We start from the raw sequence: 17,593 nt of genomic DNA, 5'->3' as shown, positions 1-17,593 counted from the left end.
AGGGCTTAGAGCATCGGACCCCCGCGCTTGCGCAGCCCCGCGAAAGGCCGCCTGCCATGACGAACTCCTCCTCGCGAAAGCCAGACGTCACCGCCCGCATCGACGATGCGACCGGCGGGCGCCGGATGCGGCGGCTGCGGCGGACGGACTGGGTGCGCCGGCTGGTGCGCGAGACGCGCCTCCTGCCCGACGATCTCATCTGGCCGATCTTCGTGCGCGAGGGCGGCGGCGAGCCCGTGCCCGTCGCCTCCATGCCCGGCGTCTTCCGCCTCTCGGTCGAGGGCTGCGTGGAGGCCGCGCTGCGGGCGCGCGATCTCGGCATCCCGGTCGTGGCGCTCTTTCCCTTCACCGGCACCGAGAAGCGCGACGAGTTCGGCACCGAGGCGCTGAACGCGCACAATCTCGTGTGCCGGGCGACGCGCGCCATCAAGAAGGCGGTGCCCGACATCGGCATTCTCTGCGACGTCGCGCTCGATCCCTATACGAGCCACGGCCACGACGGCATCCTGCGCGAGGGCCGCATCGTCAACGACGAGAGCGTGGAGATCCTGTGCCGGCAGGCGGTGGTGCAGGCGGAGGCGGGCTGCGACATCATCGGGCCCTCCGACATGATGGACGGTCGCGTCGCCTGCATCCGCGCCGCCCTCGACGAGGCCGGCCACGGCGACGCGCTCATCATGAGCTACGCCGCCAAATACGCCTCCGCCTTCTACGGCCCGTTCCGCGACGCGGTCGGCTCGAACACGCTGCTGAAGGGCGACAAGCGCACCTATCAGATGGACTACGGCAATGCCGAGGAGGCGGTCCGCGAGGCCGAGCAGGACATCGCGGAAGGGGCGGACATGATCATGGTCAAGCCCGGCCTGCCCTATCTCGACATCGTCTCGCGCCTCGCGCACGAATTCGCCATGCCGACTTTCGCCTACCAGACCTCCGGCGAATACGCGATGATCATGGCGGCGGCCGGCAACGGCTGGCTGGAGGAGGAACGCGCGATGATGGAGAGCCTGTCGGCCTTCAAGCGGGCCGGCGCGGCGGGCGTGCTCAGCTACTTCTCGCCGCGGGCCGCCGCGCTTCTCGCGCGCTGACGGCGTTGCAACGGGGCGCGCCGCTTCCCATGTCCTGATCGAACGGGCCGCACCGACGCGTCCCGTCAGATGCGAAGGAGACCGCGACGTGACGCAGCAGGCCGAGATGCCCCTTTCCGGAGCGCGCGCCTCCGCCCTCGACGCGCCGCGCCTCTACCGCAGCGTGCGCACGCGCCGCATGCTCTCCTTCGTCGCCGACTACACGATCGTGCTCGCGCTGAGCGTGCCGCTGGCCGTCCTCGTCTTCGTCCTCGGCATCCTCTCCTTCGGCCTCGCCTGGGGCCTCTACGCGATCCTCCTGCCGCTGGTCGCCATCCCCTATATCGGCCTCACGATGGGCGGGGCGAAACAGGCGACGCCGGGCATGCGGCTCGCGGGCCTTCGCGTCGCGCGGCTCGACGGCGGTCGGGTCGACCCGGCGCTCGCGGTCCTGCACGGCGTCCTGTTCTGGGCCTCGACGGCCGTGCTGACGCCCTTCGTCCTCCTCGTCGGCCTCGCCACCGCGCGCAAGCAGCTCCTGCACGATCTCCTCCTCGGCACCGTCGTCGTGCGCACGGACTGAAGGTCGCATCCGGCCGGCCGGAGCCCCCCGCGCCCGGGGCTCCGGCGCAGAATCGGCAAGGCTTGCGGGCCGCTCCGCCGAGACATGACTTCCGCCGGCCGCCCGTGTTGATTTATGCTCCGACGACGCCGGACCGCACGGCGCACCCGGCAGGACGCCCGACCCGATGACCATTCATCCGCAGACGCCGCAGTTCTTCCTGACCGCACCGTCTGCCTGCCCCTATCTCGCCGGCCAGGCCGAGCGGAAGGTCTTCACCCATCTCGTGGGAGACCGGGCGCCGGCCCTCCTCGACCTCCTCACGCAGGGCGGCTTCCGGCGCAGCCAGAACATCGCCTATCGCCCGGCCTGCGAGCGCTGCCGCGCCTGCATCTCCGTGCGCATCCTCGTCGACGAGTTCACGCCCTCGCGCACGATGCGGCGGGTGACCGCGCGCAACGCCGACCTCGTCGGGCGGATGAGCGACGCCGAGCCCTCCTCCGAACAGTACGCGCTGTTCCGGCGCTATCTGGAGACGCGCCACACCCATGGCGGCATGTCGGAGATGAGCGTCCTCGACTACGCGATGATGGTGGAGGACAGCCAGGTCGACACGCGGCTCATCCAGTATCGCCGCCGCGGCCCCGATTCCGCCTTCACGCAGCGCTCGGACGGCGAACTCCTCGGCGTCGCGCTCTCCGACGTGATGGGCGACGGGCTCTCCATGGTCTACTCGTTCTACGAGCCGGACGAGATGGCCCGCAGTCTCGGCACCTACATGATCCTCGACCATATCGAACGCGCCCGCTCGCTCGGCCTGCCCTATCTCTATCTCGGCTACTGGGTGCGCGGCTCGCGCAAGATGGACTACAAGATCCGCTATCAGCCGCAGGAGCACCTGATGCCCAAGGGCTGGGAGCGCTTCGAGGGCTGAGGCCGGCGCCGCGCGGGCGGCAGGTTCTGCACCGGCAGCGGCGAAATCGCTTGCGCCGCGCGCGCCCGGGCGCTTAACCCGGGACCCTCGCGCCCGGCACCGTCGCCCCCTTCCGCCGCGGCGCGGTGCCCGTCCCGTCGCCGCGAGCTCTCGTCCCATGGCCAGCCTTCCGTCCACCGCCGCCGATGCCGATGCCGGCGCCGTCTATGCCAGAGGGCTCGGCTTCGTGACGATGGGCGGGCTTCTCCTGTCGCTCGACATCCCGATGATCCGCCTGTCGGATTCGAGCTTCTGGTCGGCCGTCCTCATCCGCAGCTCGCTCGCCGTCCTCGCCGTCCTGGCGCTCTGGGCCTTCGAGCGGCGCGGCGGCAAGGCGCCGCCGCTCGTGGCGGGGCGCGCCGGGCTTCTGGTGACGGGGCTCTATACCTGCTCCTCGCTTGGCTTCGTCACGGCGATCTTCACGACGGACGCGGCCAATGTCGTGTTCATCCTGGCGCTCAACCCGCTCTTCGCCGCGATCCTCTCCTTCCTGCTCATCGGCGAGAGGCCGAGCCTTGCCACGGTTCTGGCCGTGCCGGTGACGCTGCTCGGCATCGCTCTCATCATCGGCTCCGGCCTCGAGAGCGGCAACTGGATGGGCGACCTCGCGGCGCTGGCGACCGCCCTTTGCATCGCGCTGGCGCTGACGTTGACGCGCCGCAGCGGGCGCGACATGCGCTACGCCTCGGCGCTCGGCATGCTCCCCTGCGCGCTCCTCGCCGCGCCCTTCGCCTTCGCAGAAGGGCTGCACTCCGAAAGCGTCGGCTGGCTCGTCGCCAATGGCGGCCTCGTCCTGCCGATCTCGCTCGTCTGCCTGTCGATCGCCCCGAGCTTCGTGCCCGCGCCCGTCGTCTCCATGGGCTACCTCCTGGAAACGGTGCTCGCACCGCTCTGGGTCTGGATGGTGTTCGACGAGGTGCCCCGCACCATGGCCCTCGTCGGCGGCGCGGTGGTGATCGCGGCCCTTGTCGGCCATTCCGCGATGGAACTCGCGCAGCGCCGGCGCCCGAAACAGGCACCGGCGGCCTGAGGACCAGACGATACGCCGGGGCGCCTCCGGCACCGTCGACCAGGCCCGCCGCCCTCGCCGCCGCGCCCGGCAGGCCTCAGCCGGCGAAGCGGTTGGTCTTGGGGAAGCCGTTCGGCACGAGGCGACCGGTCGTCGCGCGGTCTCCGAGCCAGCCGACGAGTTCGGCGGCCGAGCGGTTGAACTGGCGCCCGGCCGCGTCCGTCCAGACGAGCCCGCCGCCGATCTTGAAGATCTTCACGTCCGAGACGCCGCCGTCCTTGTAGCGCTGCAGGCGCATGCCCTTGCCGCGTCCCATCTGCGGCACCTGCGACAGCGGGAACACGAGGAGCTTGCGGTTCTCGCCGACGATCGCGACATGATCGCCGTCCTCCACCGGCACGGCCGCCACGAGACGCACCCTGGCCTCGACATTGAGCACCTGCTTGCCCTTGCGCGTGCCCGACAGGAGATCGGCCTCGCTCGCCACGAAGCCGTAGCCGTCGCTGGAGACCATGAGGCGGCGGCGTTCGGGATCGGCGACGAAGCCGAGCACCACGTCCTGGTCGTCCTCGAGCTCGAAGGCGAGGCGGATCGGATCGCCCTGCCCGCGCCCGCCCGGCAGCTTGTCGGCGCCGAGCGAGAAGGCGCGCCCGCCCGTCGAGAGGAAGACGAGGCGGTCGGTGGTCATGGCGTGGAAGAAGAGCTTGAGCCCGTCGCCCTCGCGGAAGGTCAGCGTGGAGACGTCGGCCATGTGCCCGCGCAGGGCCCGGAGGAAGCCCTTCTGCGAGAGCACGACGGTGATCGGCTCGCGCTCGATCAGGGCGCCCGCGATGTCGCCCTCGGCGCGCGCGGGCGCGTCGGCGAAGAGCGTGCGGCGCTTGCCGAGCTTGGTCTTCTTCGAGAAGGTCTCGCGGACCTCGCGGATCTCGCCGTCGATCGCCTTCCACTGCAGGGCGTCGGAGCCGAGCAGCGCCTCCTTCTCGGCCTTCTCCAGCGTCAGCCCCTCGTGCTCGCGGCGCAGTTCCATCTCCTCCAGCTTGCGCAGCGAGCGCAGGCGCATGTTGAGGATGGCCTCGGCCTGCACGTCCGTCAGCTCGAACGTGCGCATCAGCTCGGCCTTGGGCTCGTCCTCCTCGCGGATGATCCGGATCACCTCGTCGAGATTGAGGAAGGCGACGAGATAGCCCGCCACGATCTCCAGCCGCCGCTCGATCTGGCCGAGCCGGTTGCGCGTGCGCCGCTGCAGCACGTCGCGGCGATGGGCGAGCCATTCGAGCAGCACCTCGCGCAGCGACAGGACGCGCGGGACCTTGCCGCCGGAGAGCACGTTCATGTTGAGCGAGACGCGCGCCTCGAGATCGGTGAGGCGGAACATCGACTCCATCAGGAGCTCGGGATCGACGGTCCGGCTCTTGGGCTCGATGACGACCCGGATGTCCTCGGCCGATTCGTCGCGGATGTCGGCGAGGAGCGGCAGCTTGCGGGCCTGGAAGAGCTCGGCGATCTTCTCGATCAGGCGCGACTTCTGCACCTGATAGGGGATCTCCGTGACGACGACGACATAGCCGCCGCGCGCCAGTTCCTCCTTGTGCCAGCGCGCCCGCACGCGGAACGAGCCGCGCCCGGTCTCGTAGGCCTCGCGGATCTGCGGCTGCTTGTCGACGATGACGCCGCCGGTCGGAAAGTCCGGACCCTGGATGAAGCGCAGCAGCGCCTCGACGTCGGCCTCGGGCCGCTCGATGAGATGCAGCGCCGCGTCGCAGATCTCGGCGGCATTGTGCGGCGGGATCGAGGTGGCCATGCCGACGGCGATGCCGGACGAGCCGTTGGCGAGGAGGTTCGGGAAGGCGCCCGGCAGGACGACCGGTTCGTCCTCCTCCTCGTTATAGGTCGGCTTGAAGTCGACCGCGTCCTCGTCGATGCCGCGCAGGAGAAGCGTCGCGACATCGGTCATGCGCGCCTCGGTATAGCGCATGGCGGCCGGGCTATCGCCGTCGATATTGCCGAAATTGCCCTGTCCGTCGATCAGCGGGTAGCGGATCGAGAAGTCCTGCGCGAGGCGGGCGAGCGCGTCGTAGATCGAGGCGTCACCGTGCGGATGGAACTTGCCCATCACGTCGCCCACGATGCGCGCGCATTTCTTGTAGCCTTGGCCGGGGTCGAGCCGCAGAACCCGCATGGCGTGGACGATGCGGCGATGGACCGGCTTGAGGCCGTCGCGCACGTCCGGCAGGGCGCGGCCCATGATCGTCGACAGCGCATAGGCGAGATAGCGCTCCTCGAGCGCCGCCTTGAGGTCGATCGGTTCGATGTCGCCGCCATCGGAAGGCGGCGTGCTCGGTTTTCCCATGCGCGTCCTCTACTGGATGGCGCCCTCGTGAACAAGAGGAGAACAAACGTCCGCGACTCGCATCGGCCGCGGCGGCGTCCCGCGCTCCCGCCTCCTTTTGCCACATTCGTCCGCCTTCTGGCTTCCTTCTTCCGGCGCAAGGCTGCTTCGTCGTAAGGTCGAGGCCGAGCCGCTTCGCGGTCGGGCCCGGGCGGCCGGTCCGCAGCGCCTGTTTTTTCGAGACGAAAGGTCATCCCCATGGTTTTCAGGACCGGTCTGCGCGCCGCCGCCGGCGCGTCCCTCCTCGTCCTCCTGTCGTCGGCCAGCGCCTTGGCGGTGGACGCGCAGGCCTTCGGCGACCGGCTGAAGGCGATCGCCGGGAATGCCGGCGTGACGCTCGCCTACGACAGTGCCGAGGCGCAGGGCGAGACCGTCGTGCTGAAGGGCCTCTCGCTCGAGGGCAATACCGAGCAGAAGATCGCGCAGGCGACCTTCGAGGGCGTGACGGGCTCGGCGAGCGAGGGGTTCCTGGTCGAGCGGGTGCCGATCCAGAACATCGACGAGATGTCGGAGGGGAGCCGCGTGCAGGCCACGGGCATGGTGCTGGAAGGCCTGCGCATCGCCGGCACGGACACGACCAAGACGCCGGTGCCGGCGCTCCTCGCCTCGGACTTCTTCTTCGACAAGCTCGAACTCGGCTCGATGAGCGTCGAGCGCGACGGGCGCCGGATCCTGTCGGTGTCGGATGCCACCGTCGAGAACGAGGTCGGCGCCGATTCGGCCCTGTCGACCGATTTCGACGTCGCGTCCTTCGACGTCGACTTTTCCGGCGATCCCGCCGCCGGGCCGACCGCGATGCGCGACATCGGCTATTCCAGCCTCAAGGGCGCGCTGAACGGGGCGGCCAACTGGGAGCCGAAGGGCGGCACCCTGACGCTGGAACCCTTCAAGCTCGACGTGGAGAATGCCGGCAGCCTCTCCTTCACCTACGCCATCTCCGGCTACACGCCCGCCTTCATCACCTCGCTGCGCCAGATGCAGCAGCAGATGGCGGCCAACCCGCAGAACTCGCAAGGAGCGGGCATGGCGATGCTGGGGCTCATCTCGCAGCTCTACATCGACAAGGCCGACATCACCTACGTCGACGATTCGCTCACGGGCAAGCTCCTCGACTACTACGCCAAGCAGAACGGGCAGACGCGCGACCAGCTCGTCGAGGCGTTGAAGGGCATGGTGCCTGCGGTGCTGGCCTCGCTGCAGAACCCGGAGTTCCAGACCAAGGTGACGAGCGCGGTCTCGGCCTTCCTCGACGCGCCGGAATCCCTCTCCGTCAGCATCGCGCCCGAGCGGCCGATCCCGGCGACGCAGGTGATGGGCGCGGCCATGGGCGCGCCGCAGACGCTGCCGGCCGTGCTCGCGCTCGACGTCACGGCCAACGAGGCCGGCACGGACCAGTAGAGCGCCCGCCCGCGGATCGCAGGCCTTTCCGAGGGTCACGTAACGCGATCGTAAGTCGAACCTTCCTATGGTGCGGCACGACGAATCCCTCGGGCCGCATCATGCGCTTTGTCCATGTGAAACTCATAGGCCCGGCGGTCGCGGGCCTCGCGCTCGTGCTCGTCGCGACGGCGACGCTGCCCTTCTACGGCGCGGCCCAGATCGACACGGCCGCGCGGCTGCGCGAGGAGACGATCGTGGCCCGCAACGTCGCGCTGTGGATCGCGGATGTCGAGATCGCCCTCTCCTCCTGGACGATCTGGGACGAGCCGATCGCCAAGATCGACAACGAGCCCGACCTGGAATGGACCGAGCGCAATATCGGCCGCTCGGTCCTCGGCACGTCCGCCCACCGCTTCGTGGCCGTGATCGACGGATCGGACGGGCTGTTCTTCGCCATGTCCGATCCCTCGGTCGCCGGGCGCCCGTTCTTCGCGCGGGGCACGCAGGCCATCCTCGCCGATGCCTGGCCGATGCTCGAAAGCGTGCGCGGGCGCGAGAGGCGGCCGCAGGACGGCGGCATTCCCAAGGCCGTCGCCTCGAGCCGCATGGAGGTGGTCGGCAACGAGGCCGTGCTCATCACCGCCAGCCTCTTCCAGCCCGATTTCCGCACGGCCATGCCCGTGGGCAAGGCGCCGATCCTCCTCACGGTCATGCCGATCGAGGGCGGTCTCGTCGGCGTCTTCGGCGACCGCTTCCTGCTCGACGATCCGCGCCTGACAACGGGCGGGGCCGTGGCGCCAGGCCGGGCGAGCGTGCCGATCGCGCGGCGGCAGAACGGCGAGCCGATGCTCCTGTCCTGGCAGGCGCCACGGCCGGCCTCGGACATGGTGATGCGCTCGCTGCCGCTCATCGTCGTCTCGGTTCTCGCCTTCACGCTCGGCGCGGTCCTCACCCTGCGCATCTCGCGCATCACGGCGCGCACGCTGGTGAACCGCGAGCGGGAGATGCGCCAGGCGGCGACGCACGATTTCCTGACCGGCCTCCCCAACCGCAGCCTCTTCGAACCCCGCTTCGGCGCGGCGACGGCCAAGGGCCGGGCGGCCGTCGCCTGCCTCGATCTCGACGGCTTCAAGCCCATCAACGACACGCTCGGCCATGCCGCCGGCGACGAGGTCCTGTGCCAGGTGGCGCAGCGCCTGCGCGCGGCGGTGCGCGCGCAGGACACGGTCTTCCGCCTGGGCGGCGACGAATTCGCCATGCTCATGCCCGGCCTCGCGGACGCGGACGCTCAGGCCGCCTGCGAGCGCCTCGTGGAGACGATCGCCGCGCCGATGCAGCTGTCGCAGGCCGAGGTCCGGGTGAGCGCCTCGGTCGGCGTCGTCGGCATTCCCGGCGAGGGATGGCCGGCCCCGGTCGCGCTCGACCGGGCGGACGCGGCGCTCTACCGGGCGAAATCCGGTCCCGAAGGCAGCGTCGCCGTGGCCGCGCCGCAGGCCCTGCCGCCCGCGGCCCGCGAACCCGATGCGAACGGTCGCCGCGGGCTCGCCCTCGCGCGGCGCTCGGCATGAGCGAAGCCGCATCCGGGGAGGCCGCGCCCCTCATCGTGACGCTCGGCTTCGAGGCTGCGAGCTTCGCGCGGCTCGACGCCATGCGCCGCCGACACTTCCCGTCGGCGCGCAATCACATTCCCGCGCATCTGACGCTGTTCCACAAGCTGCCGGGCGAGGAGGCCGAGGCGGTGGCCGCGACGCTCGTGGAGGTCTCCCGCGCCACGCCGCAGCTCCGGCTCTCCGTGAAGGGCCTGCGCTTCCTCGGCTACGGCACGGCCTATTCCATCGCCTCGCCCTCCCTCGTCGCGCTGCGCGGAGAGCTCGCCGCGCGGTTCTCATCCTGGCTGACGCCGCAGGACGCCCAGCGCTTCCAGCCGCATGTGACGATCCAGAACAAGGCGCCGGCGCCGGTCGCCAAGGCGCTGTTCTCCGAGCTCGAGGCCGAGTTCGAGCCCTTCGACCTCTCGGCCACAGGGCTCCTCCTCTGGCACTATCGCGGCGGCCCTTGGGAAGCGGCCGGCGCCTTCCCCTTCGAGGGCGTGCGCGGCGAGGACTGACGGCCGCCCGCGCCGGCCGGTCGCTCAGACCTGATCGAACCCGCCGTCGCCGAAATCCTGGTCGCCGGCGTCGATGCCGGGATCCGTGCCGAGATCGGCGGACGCCTCCTGATAATAGTCCGCGTTGCCGGGCTGGAACTCGGCCTGCTGCAGGTCGGAGCCGGCATCGGCAGCAGGCGGGGCCGCGTCCGGCTGCTCCACGAAGACATTGTCGGTGATGGTCGTCACGTCCGCCGGCATCGCGCCAAGGCCGCTGCCGAGACCGCCGAACGGATGGTGCGCGCCGAAGAGACTGCCGAGCATGGAGCCCAGCATGACGCCTCCGGCGACACCCACGGCCGTCTGCGCGGCGCCCGCGAGAAAGCCGCCGCCCGGCGCCGCGACGGAGCTCGGCGCCGCATAGGGAGCGGGCGAAACGTAGGCCGCGGGCGCCGACGCCGGGCCCGGACGCGGTGCGGAGAGGCCGGCGGACGGAACGCCGGTGCCGACACGCCGCCCCCAGGGCGCGCCCGGTTCGGCGGGTTCCTCGCGGCCGAGAAGGCCCGACAGGAAGCCGCCGCGCGTCGGAGCCGACGGCGCGGACTCGCGCTCGTCCTCCAGCGCCGCCACCCGTGCCTCCAGCGCCTCGATACGGGTCCTGGCGGCTGCGAGCGCGTGGTCCTGCACGAGGATGGTCTGCGCCATGTAATAGGGCGCCGAGGGCAGGCGCCGCACGGCGTCGCGAATGGCCGCATCCGCCTCGATGTCCGGCGGCGGCGCCGTGCGGCTCGTCTCGCCGAGCCTTGCGAAGAGGCCCTCGATCAGGCGTTTCTCGTTGGCGTCCATATCCATCTCGCTCCGCAAAGCGCCTGCGCCGCCGATCGCGGCGCGCGGGTGATATGCGGAGCGGATTGGGCCGTTTCCATCACGCGAAGCTTCACGGCTGCGTGATGGAGCGGCCTCAGGCCTTCGGGGCGACGGGGGCGAGGCGCACGCCGAGTTCGCGCAGCTGCACCGGTGTCGCTTCCGCCGGCGCGCCCATCAGAAGGTCGAAGGCCTGCTGGTTCATCGGGAAGAGCGCGATCTCGCGCAGGTTCTTCACGCCGCAGAGCAGCATCACGATGCGGTCGACGCCGGCCGCCATGCCGCCATGGGGCGGCGCGCCGTACTGGAAGGCGCGGTAGAGGCCGCCGAAGCGATCCTCCACGTCCTGGCGCGTGTAGCCGGCGATCTCGAAGGCCTTGACCATCACCTCCGGCAGCTGGTTGCGGATGCCGCCGGAAGCGATCTCGAACCCGTTGCAGACGATGTCGTACTGATAGGCCTTGAGCGACAGCGGCTCCTGCGTCTCGAGCGCCTCCATGCCGCCCTGCGGCATCGAGAACGGGTTGTGGGCGAAGTCGACCTTCTTGTTGTCCTCGTCCCATTCGTAGAAGGGGAAGTCGATGATCCAGGCGAGCTCGAACCGCTCGCGGTCGACGAGGTTCAGGTCCTCGCCGACGCGGGTGCGGGCGAGACCGGCGAAGGCCGTGAACTTCTCCGGCTTGCCGGCCACGAAGAAGCAGGCGTCGCCGGCGCCCAGGCCGAGCTGGGCGGCGATGGCCGCGGTGCGCTCCTCGCCGATGTTCTTGGCGAGCGGGCCCATGCCAAGCCCTGATAGCGAATTCCAATCAGCCAAGGTTCCGACGGACGACAGGCTGGTGTCCTCTTTCCAATATATATACCCAAGCCCTGGCTGCCCCTCCCCCTGCGCCCAAGCATTCATCCGATCGCAAAACGCGCGACCGATAGGATCCTGTCTATCCTTACGCTTGGCCGGGATCGCCCAGACCTCCACCGCCGGGTCGTTCGCGATCATGGTGGCGAAGACCTTGAAGCCGGAGCCGGCGAAATGCTCGGTCACGGCCTGCATCTCGATCGGGTTGCGCAGGTCCGGCTTGTCGGTGCCGTATTTGCGCATCGACTCGGCATAGGGGATGCGGCGGAAGGTTTCGCTCACGGGCTTGCCGTCGGCGAACTCCTCGAAGATGCCGCGGATCACCGGCTCCATCGTCTGGAAGATGTCCTCCTGCTCGACGAAGCTCATCTCCACGTCGAGCTGGTAGAACTCGCCGTAGAAGCGGTCGGCGCGCGGGTCCTCGTCGCGGAAGCACGGCGCGATCTGGAAGTAGCGGTCGAAGCCCGACATCATCAGGAGCTGCTTGTACTGCTGCGGCGCCTGCGGCAGGGCGTAGAACTTGCCGTTGTGCAGGCGCGAGGGCACGAGGAAGTCGCGCGCGCCCTCGGGCGAGGAGGCCGTCAGGATCGGCGTCTGGAACTCGTTGAAGCCGATCTCGCCCATGCGGCGGCGCATGGCGGAGACGACCTGCGTGCGGCGCATGATGTTCTTGTGCAGCGTCTCGCGGCGCAGATCGAGGAAGCGGTACTTGAGGCGGATGTCTTCCGGATAGTCGGGCTCGCCGAAGACCGGCAGCGGCAGTTCCCTGGCCGGACCCAGCACCTCGATCTCGCGGGCGAAGAGCTCGATCTCGCCGGTCGGCAGGCGCGGGTTCACGGTCTCGGCCCCGCGCGCCTTCACCTCGCCGTCGACGCGGATCACCCATTCGCCGCGCACCGTCTCGGCCGTCCTGAAGGCCGGGGAATCGGGATCGACGACGATCTGCGTCAGCCCGTAATGGTCGCGCAGGTCGATGAAGAGCAGGCCGCCATGGTCGCGCACGCGATGCACCCAGCCGGAAAGGCGGACATTGGCGCCGACGTCGGTCTTGCGAAGGGCCGCGCAGGTGTGGCTGCGATAGCGGTGCATGGCTGTCTCTCTGGCTGTCCGGCGACGCAGCGCCCGAGGGCGCGCGCGACTGCCGCCCGAAACGCGTCGGGCGCAAGGCTCTTGAATGCGCGCGGAAAAGCGCATGGCGCCCCCCGTCTGTCAAGGATGGCCCGCCGCGGCGCAGATTTCCACACGGTGCCGTGCCGCGGGGTCTTTGACCGAGAACCTTACCGTCCTAGAAGGAGCCATGGAGATCATCACGACGACTGCCGCCCTGACCGAAGCCTGCGAGCGGCTGGCCCGCGCATCCTTCGTGACCGTGGACACCGAGTTCATCCGCGAGACGACCTTCTGGCCGGAGCTCTGCCTCCTGCAGATGGCCTCCGACGACCTCGCCGTCCTGGTCGACCCGATCGCCGGCGACCTCGACCTCACGCCCTTCTTCGCGCTGATGGCGGACCCGGACGTGGTGAAGGTCTTCCACGCCGCGCGCCAGGACCTCGAGATCGTCTGGAAGCTCGGCGAGGTCATCCCCGCCCCGCTCTTCGACACGCAGATCGCGGCCATGGTCTGCGGCTTCGGCGATTCGATCGCCTACGACCAGCTCGTGGCCCGCACGACCGACGGGCAGATCGACAAGACCTCGCGCTTCACCGACTGGCGCCGCCGGCCGCTGACGCAGGAGCAGCTCGACTACGCGCTCGCCGACGTCACGCATCTGCGCGACGTCTACCGCTTCCTCCTGTCGGAGCTGGAGCGGCGCGGGCGCGACACCTGGCTCGCCGAGGAGATGGCGGTCCTTTCCGACCCCGCGACCTACGACCTCCACCCGGACGACGCCTGGCGGCGCCTCAAGATGCGCGTGCGCAAGCCGATCGAATTGCAGGCGCTGAAGGAGCTGGCGGCCTGGCGCGAGCGCGAGGCGCGCGAGACGAACCGGCCGCGCGGGCGCATCCTGAAGGACGACGCGCTCTTCGAGATCGCCCAGCAGCAGCCGCGCGACGAGGAGGCGCTGTCGCGCCTGCGCACCATCCCCAAGGGCTTCGAGCGCAGCCAGGCCGGCCGCGGCATCCTCGCCGCCATCTCCCGCGCCCATGCCGTGCCCAAGGCCGAGCTGCCGCCCGTGCCCCGCCCGCCGCAGCTGCCCGAGGGCACCGCGGCGGCGGTGGACTTCCTGAAGGTACTGCTGCGCATCATCGTGGAGGAGGAGGGCGTCGCCGCCAAGATGATCGCGTCCGGCGACGACCTGGAGCGCCTCGCCGCCAAGGGCGAGGAGGCCGATATCCCCGCCCTCTCCGGCTGGCGCCGCGAGATCTTCGGCCAGCGCGCGCTCCAGCTCCTGGAAGGGCGCACCGCGCTCGTCTTCCGCGACCGCAAGGTGGAACTGGTCGACCTGCCGGGCTGAGGAACGCGAGCGGGCGGCCTGCGCTTGCGATAGCCCGCGGGCCCGCCCGCGGCGGGCCTCAGCGCACTTCGAGGCGCAGGGTCTTCTCGACCATCCGGGCGAACTGCTGCAGGCGGGAGACCGGCTTCTCGGCGACGAGGGCGCCGAGGGCCTGCGGCACGACGAGGGTGAAGCCGCCGCGCGGGTCCTGCGCCCAGCGCAGCTGTTCGAGAATGCCGGGCATGCCGGCCGTCATCGGGAAGGTGACGCGCATCAGCGCGGCCAGAAGCTTGGCGCGCTGGGTCAGCCCCGCGTCGAGCAAAGCCTCGAGCTCTGGAATGATGCCCGGCTCGAAGCCGCCCTCGTGGCGGTAGTAGTTGGTCAGGCCCATGAAGACGCGGCCGGGATGGTCGATGCCCTGCAGCGCGGCATGGGCGATCATCGAGAAGGACTGCCTGCCGCGATAGTCCGGATGGGCGCGCCAGCCGATATCGGCGAGGAGGCAGGCGGCGGTGCGCAGGCGCTCCTCGTTCTCGCTTTCCTCGACGCCGAGCGTGGCGAAGGTGCGCGAGACGAAGGCGACGAGTTCGTCCGAATGGGCCGGCGCGCGGGCGCGCAGCCAGGAGAATTCGCGCGCCGCCTCGATCAGCGGGTCGCGCGCGCGCTCCTCCTCGCCAAGGAGCCCGTGCAGATAGCCCTCGCGCACGCCGAGCGCGGAGAGGACGATCACCGAGGGCTTCAGGTGGCGGATGGTCGAGCGCAGCGCCACGGCGCCGAAGGACAGGAGCGGCCGGCGCGACTTCGACACGGCGGCGATGCCCGGCAGCTTCTCCACGTCGCCCTTGATGACGGCGCCGAGAAACGCGTCCATCACCGGCGTGGCGATCTCGTAGCCGTGCATCACGTGCAGCGGGTAGCCGACCTGCTCCATGTGGAGGCGGGCAAGGTTGCGCCAGGTTCCGCCGACGGCGTAGAAGGCCCGCCCCTCCGCCTGCCCGCCGAGGCCGCAGGCCCCGACATGGCTGTCGGCGACGCTCTGCGCCTTGGCGATGTCGCCGTCGGAGAGATCGCGCAGGCGAAGGCCGCCGAGCGGCAGCGTCAGCCCGTCGCGAAAGCCGCCGTCGCGGATGTCCACGAGTTCGAGACTGCCGCCGCCCAGATCCCCCGCGATCCCGTCCGGCCGGTGGAAGCCGGCGATGACGCCCTCGGCGGCGAAGCGCGCCTCGTCCTGGCCGGAAAGGATGACGATGGGCTGGCCGAGGGCGGCCTGCGCGGCGGCGACGAAGTCCGGCCCGTTGGTCGCCTCGCGCGCGGCGGCCGTGGCGATGGCGTGGATCGCCTCCACCCCGGCATGTTCGGCGAGCTGGCGGAAGCGGGCGAGCGCCTGCAGCGCGCTCTCCACCGCCTGCCCGTCCAGCCGGTTGGTGCGGGCGAGCCCCTTCCCGAGGCCGCTCAGGACCTTCTCGTTGAAGAGGACCGTCAGCGCCCGGCGATTGCCCTCGTAGATGACGAGGCGGATGGAGTTCGACCCGATGTCGATGACGGCGACCGGCTTCTCGCCGGGCAGCCGTCCCGCGGGGAGTGCGTCAGTCGAAGCGCGAATGTTCGGCCCTTTGGCGTGCGATGAGTTTGGGTGCATCCGACTTCAGGGCCTTTCCCCGCCCAGACAGGCTGGGATTCGTCATGAAGTACCGCTGCGCGTTGAAGGGCTGCTCGCCCGGCAGGGGCACGATCTGTCGCGAAGTTCCGTCGGCGGAGACCGACCAACTCTGCTGGTTGTCCAGAATGTTGCCGAGCATGATCTGCGACAGAACCTGGCTGTGAACGGTGGGCGTCGTGAGCGGCACGAGCGTCTCCACCCGACGATCCAGATTCCGCGGCATCATGTCCGCCGAGCCGATGTAGACGATGGCGTGTTCGGACGGAAGCCCGTGGCCGTTGCCGAAGCAGAAGATGCGGCTGTGCTCGAGGAAGCGTCCGACGATGGACTTGACGCGGATGTTCTCGGACAGGCCGGGTACGCGCGGCTTCAGGCAGCAGATGCCGCGCACCACGAGATCGATCTCCACGCCCGCCTGGCTCGCGCGGTAGAGCGCGTCGATGATCGTCGGGTCGACCAGCGAGTTCATCTTCAACCAGATCTGGCCGGGGCGCCCGGCCCGCACGTGCTCGGCCTCCTCCTCGATATGGCCGAGAATGCGCTTGCGCAGCGTCAGCGGCGAGACGGCCAGCTTCTTCAGCTCCGTCGGCTCGGCATAGCCGGTGATGTAGTTGAAGATATGCGAGACGTCGTGCGCGATATCCGGGTCTGTCGTGAAGTAGGACAGGTCCGTGTAGATCTTCGCGGTGATCGGATGGTAGTTGCCCGTGCCCACATGCACGAAGGAGACGATCTTTCCTTCCTCGCGGCGCACGACCAGCGAGAGCTTGGCGTGGGTCTTCTTCTCGATGAAGCCGAACACCACCTGCACGCCGGCGCGCTCCAGGTCGCGCGCCCACTTGATGTTGGCCTCCTCGTCGAAACGCGCCTTCAGTTCCACGAGCGCGGTGACGGACTTGCCGGCCTCGGCGGCGTCCACCAGGGCGCGCACGATCGGGCTGTCGTTCGAGGTGCGGTAGAGCGTCTGCTTGATGGCGACGACATTCGGGTCCTGCGCGGCCTGGCGCAGGAACTGCACCACGACGTCGAAGGACTCGTAGGGATGGTGGACGATGATGTCCTTCTCGCGGATGGCGGCGAAACAGTCGCCATTGTGCTCGCGGATGCGCTCGGGAAAGCGCGGGATGTAGGGCGCGAACTTCAGCTCCTCGCGCGGGATGCGGCAGATCTGCGAGACCGAATCGAGCGCCAGCATCCCGTCCATGACGGAAACGCGGTTCTCGGGCACTTCCAGCTCGCCGGCGACGAAGTTGCGCAGCGATTCGGGCATGACCGAATCGAACTCGATGCGGATCACCGAGCCGCGCCGCCGCCGTTTTAGTGCCGATTCGTAGTGGCGCACGAGGTCCTCGGCCTCCTCCTCCACCTCGATGTCGGAATCGCGGATGATGCGGAACGTGCCGGCGCCCTTCACCCGGTAGCCCGGGAAGAGCTTGCCGATGAAGAGCGCGACCACGCTTTCCAGCGGCACGAAACGGGCGAGGCCGGCCTCGTTGGTCGGCATCTCCACGAAGCGCTGGAGCGCCGTCGGCAGGCGCAGCAGCGCGTTCATGGCCTGCGAATCGCGCTCGCGCACGAGGGCGAGCGCGATGGAGAAGCCGAGATTGGGAATGAAGGGGAACGGGTGCGCCGGATCGATCGACAGCGGCGTCAGCACCGGGAAGATCTGCTCGGCGAAGGTCTTCTCGAGCCAGGCCCGGTCGTCCTTCCGGAGTTCGCCCGCGCCCACGATGTGGATGGAGGCCTGACGCAGCTCCTTCACGAGTTCGGCCAGCGAGGCCTGCTGCTCCTCCTGCAGGCGGCCGACCTCCTCGAGGATGCGGTCGAGCTGCTCCTGCGGCGTCAGGCCGTCGGCGCTGCGCACGGCGATGCGCGCGCGCACCTGACCGGCGAGGCCGGCGACGCGCACCATGAAGAACTCGTCGAGATTGCCCGCCGAGATCGACAGGAAGCGCACGCGCTCCAGGAGCGGATGGTTGACGTTCTGCGATTCCTCCAGCACGCGTCGGTTGAACTGCAGCCAGGAGATCTCGCGGTTCACGAAACGGTCGGCCGGCAGTTCGCTGGGGCTCGGATTGGCGGCCGCCGCCGCTTCCGCCACCTCGGCGGGCGTCGTCTCCAGGATGACCGAAGCCTCGCTCATGGTCGCCGTACCGTCGTCCGTCATCGCCGCGCTCTCCACCGCAACAGGCTCCACGACCAAGGCCGGCTCACCGGGCGCCGCTTTCACCAGGGCGCGTCGCGCCGGCGCCTTGCGCGGCCGGGGGACGCGCTCGGGCTTGGGGGAAGGTGCATCCATGGTCGTTCTCCTCGGTC

13 protein-coding genes are annotated in these 17,593 nt (G+C 69.8%); 8 read left to right on the top strand and 5 right to left on the bottom strand.

What is annotated here, in order from left to right:
* The first annotated feature begins 125 nt into the window (after positions 1-125).
* From hemB to ASG48_RS03165, 4 genes are all read left to right on the top strand, one after another.
* Positions 126-1,088, top strand: a complete 963-nt coding sequence (gene hemB, locus ASG48_RS03180) for a porphobilinogen synthase (protein WP_244486738.1) — start codon at positions 126-128, stop codon at positions 1,086-1,088.
* A gap of 88 nt (positions 1,089-1,176) precedes the next feature.
* A complete protein-coding gene (locus ASG48_RS03175; protein WP_348271111.1) occupies positions 1,177-1,650 on the top strand; it encodes an RDD family protein in 474 nt (157 codons plus the stop codon).
* A gap of 166 nt (positions 1,651-1,816) precedes the next feature.
* Positions 1,817-2,563 (top strand): arginyltransferase, encoded by a 747-nt coding sequence (locus ASG48_RS03170; RefSeq protein ID WP_055844990.1) that lies wholly within the window; start codon positions 1,817-1,819, stop codon positions 2,561-2,563.
* 157 nt (positions 2,564-2,720) lie between these two features.
* Complete coding sequence (locus ASG48_RS03165) at positions 2,721-3,632, top strand: DMT family transporter (RefSeq protein WP_055844988.1); 912 nt, start codon at positions 2,721-2,723, stop codon at positions 3,630-3,632.
* Between the two features lie 76 nt (positions 3,633-3,708).
* Here the strand turns inward: ASG48_RS03165 and parC are convergent, their stop codons facing one another.
* Positions 3,709-5,961, bottom strand: a complete 2,253-nt coding sequence (gene parC / locus ASG48_RS03160; RefSeq protein WP_055844985.1) for a DNA topoisomerase IV subunit A — start codon at positions 5,959-5,961, stop codon at positions 3,709-3,711.
* Positions 5,962-6,198: 237 nt separating this feature from the next.
* On the opposite strand from parC, the gene ASG48_RS03155 reads away from it, so the two are divergent.
* From ASG48_RS03155 to ASG48_RS03145, 3 genes are all read left to right on the top strand, one after another.
* Positions 6,199-7,398, top strand: coding sequence for a hypothetical protein (locus ASG48_RS03155; RefSeq protein ID WP_055844982.1), 1,200 nt, complete (start codon positions 6,199-6,201; stop codon positions 7,396-7,398).
* Between the two features lie 101 nt (positions 7,399-7,499).
* Positions 7,500-8,948: a diguanylate cyclase gene (locus ASG48_RS18910; RefSeq protein WP_055844979.1), complete on the top strand. Its 1,449-nt coding sequence runs from the start codon at positions 7,500-7,502 to the stop codon at positions 8,946-8,948.
* Positions 8,945-9,487, top strand: coding sequence for a 2'-5' RNA ligase family protein (locus ASG48_RS03145; protein ID WP_055844976.1), 543 nt, complete (start codon positions 8,945-8,947; stop codon positions 9,485-9,487). Before ASG48_RS18910 ends, ASG48_RS03145 begins: the two co-directional genes overlap by 4 nt.
* Positions 9,488-9,511: 24 nt before the next feature.
* Here ASG48_RS03145 and ASG48_RS03140 read toward each other — a convergent pair whose 3' ends face one another.
* Together ASG48_RS03140 and aspS are read right to left on the bottom strand one after the other, a co-directional pair.
* Positions 9,512-10,318: a DUF2076 domain-containing protein gene (locus ASG48_RS03140; protein WP_082529192.1), complete on the bottom strand. Its 807-nt coding sequence runs from the start codon at positions 10,316-10,318 to the stop codon at positions 9,512-9,514.
* A 109-nt stretch (positions 10,319-10,427) separates the two neighbouring features.
* Complete coding sequence (gene aspS, locus ASG48_RS03135) at positions 10,428-12,272, bottom strand: aspartate--tRNA ligase (protein ID WP_055844969.1); 1,845 nt, start codon at positions 12,270-12,272, stop codon at positions 10,428-10,430.
* A gap of 214 nt (positions 12,273-12,486) precedes the next feature.
* Here aspS and rnd point away from each other — a divergent pair, with 214 nt between their 5' ends.
* The gene (gene rnd, locus ASG48_RS03130) at positions 12,487-13,638 is read left to right on the top strand and encodes a ribonuclease D (protein WP_055845454.1); all 1,152 of its coding nucleotides are present in this window, start codon (positions 12,487-12,489) and stop codon (positions 13,636-13,638) included.
* A gap of 58 nt (positions 13,639-13,696) precedes the next feature.
* Here the strand turns inward: rnd and ASG48_RS03125 are convergent, their stop codons facing one another.
* Entirely contained in the window at positions 13,697-15,256 is a 1,560-nt protein-coding gene (locus ASG48_RS03125; protein WP_082529191.1) for a Ppx/GppA phosphatase family protein, read from the bottom strand.
* Entirely contained in the window at positions 15,204-17,576 is a 2,373-nt protein-coding gene (locus ASG48_RS03120; protein WP_244486710.1) for an RNA degradosome polyphosphate kinase, read from the bottom strand. Before ASG48_RS03120 ends, ASG48_RS03125 begins: the two co-directional genes overlap by 53 nt.
* Positions 17,577-17,593: the final 17 nt, after the last annotated feature.

Origin of the sequence: Aurantimonas sp. Leaf443 (assembly GCF_001425575.1) — a bacterium.
Taxonomy (GTDB): Bacteria; Pseudomonadota; Alphaproteobacteria; order Rhizobiales; family Rhizobiaceae; genus Leaf443.
The sequence above is the reverse complement of the archived record's forward strand: the minus strand, read 5'-3'. Positions and strand labels throughout refer to the sequence as shown.

Bases quoted from the DNA above. Each gene is read 5' to 3' on its own strand.
- hemB (WP_244486738.1), top strand. From the start codon at position 126: ATGCGGCGGCTGCGGCGGACGGACTGGGTGCGCCGGCTGGTGCGCGAG.
- ASG48_RS03145 (WP_055844976.1), top strand. From the start codon at position 8,945: ATGAGCGAAGCCGCATCCGGGGAGGCCGCGCCCCTCATCGTGACGCTC.
- ASG48_RS03140 (WP_082529192.1), bottom strand. From the start codon at position 10,318: ATGGATATGGACGCCAACGAGAAACGCCTGATCGAGGGCCTCTTCGCA.
- aspS (WP_055844969.1), bottom strand. From the start codon at position 12,272: ATGCACCGCTATCGCAGCCACACCTGCGCGGCCCTTCGCAAGACCGAC.
- ASG48_RS03155 (WP_055844982.1), top strand. From the start codon at position 6,199: ATGGTTTTCAGGACCGGTCTGCGCGCCGCCGCCGGCGCGTCCCTCCTC.
- ASG48_RS03120 (WP_244486710.1), bottom strand. From the start codon at position 17,576: ATGGATGCACCTTCCCCCAAGCCCGAGCGCGTCCCCCGGCCGCGCAAG.
- ASG48_RS03165 (WP_055844988.1), top strand. From the start codon at position 2,721: ATGGCCAGCCTTCCGTCCACCGCCGCCGATGCCGATGCCGGCGCCGTC.
- ASG48_RS03170 (WP_055844990.1), top strand. From the start codon at position 1,817: ATGACCATTCATCCGCAGACGCCGCAGTTCTTCCTGACCGCACCGTCT.
- parC (WP_055844985.1), bottom strand. From the start codon at position 5,961: ATGGGAAAACCGAGCACGCCGCCTTCCGATGGCGGCGACATCGAACCG.
- ASG48_RS18910 (WP_055844979.1), top strand. From the start codon at position 7,500: ATGCGCTTTGTCCATGTGAAACTCATAGGCCCGGCGGTCGCGGGCCTC.
- ASG48_RS03125 (WP_082529191.1), bottom strand. From the start codon at position 15,256: ATGCACCCAAACTCATCGCACGCCAAAGGGCCGAACATTCGCGCTTCG.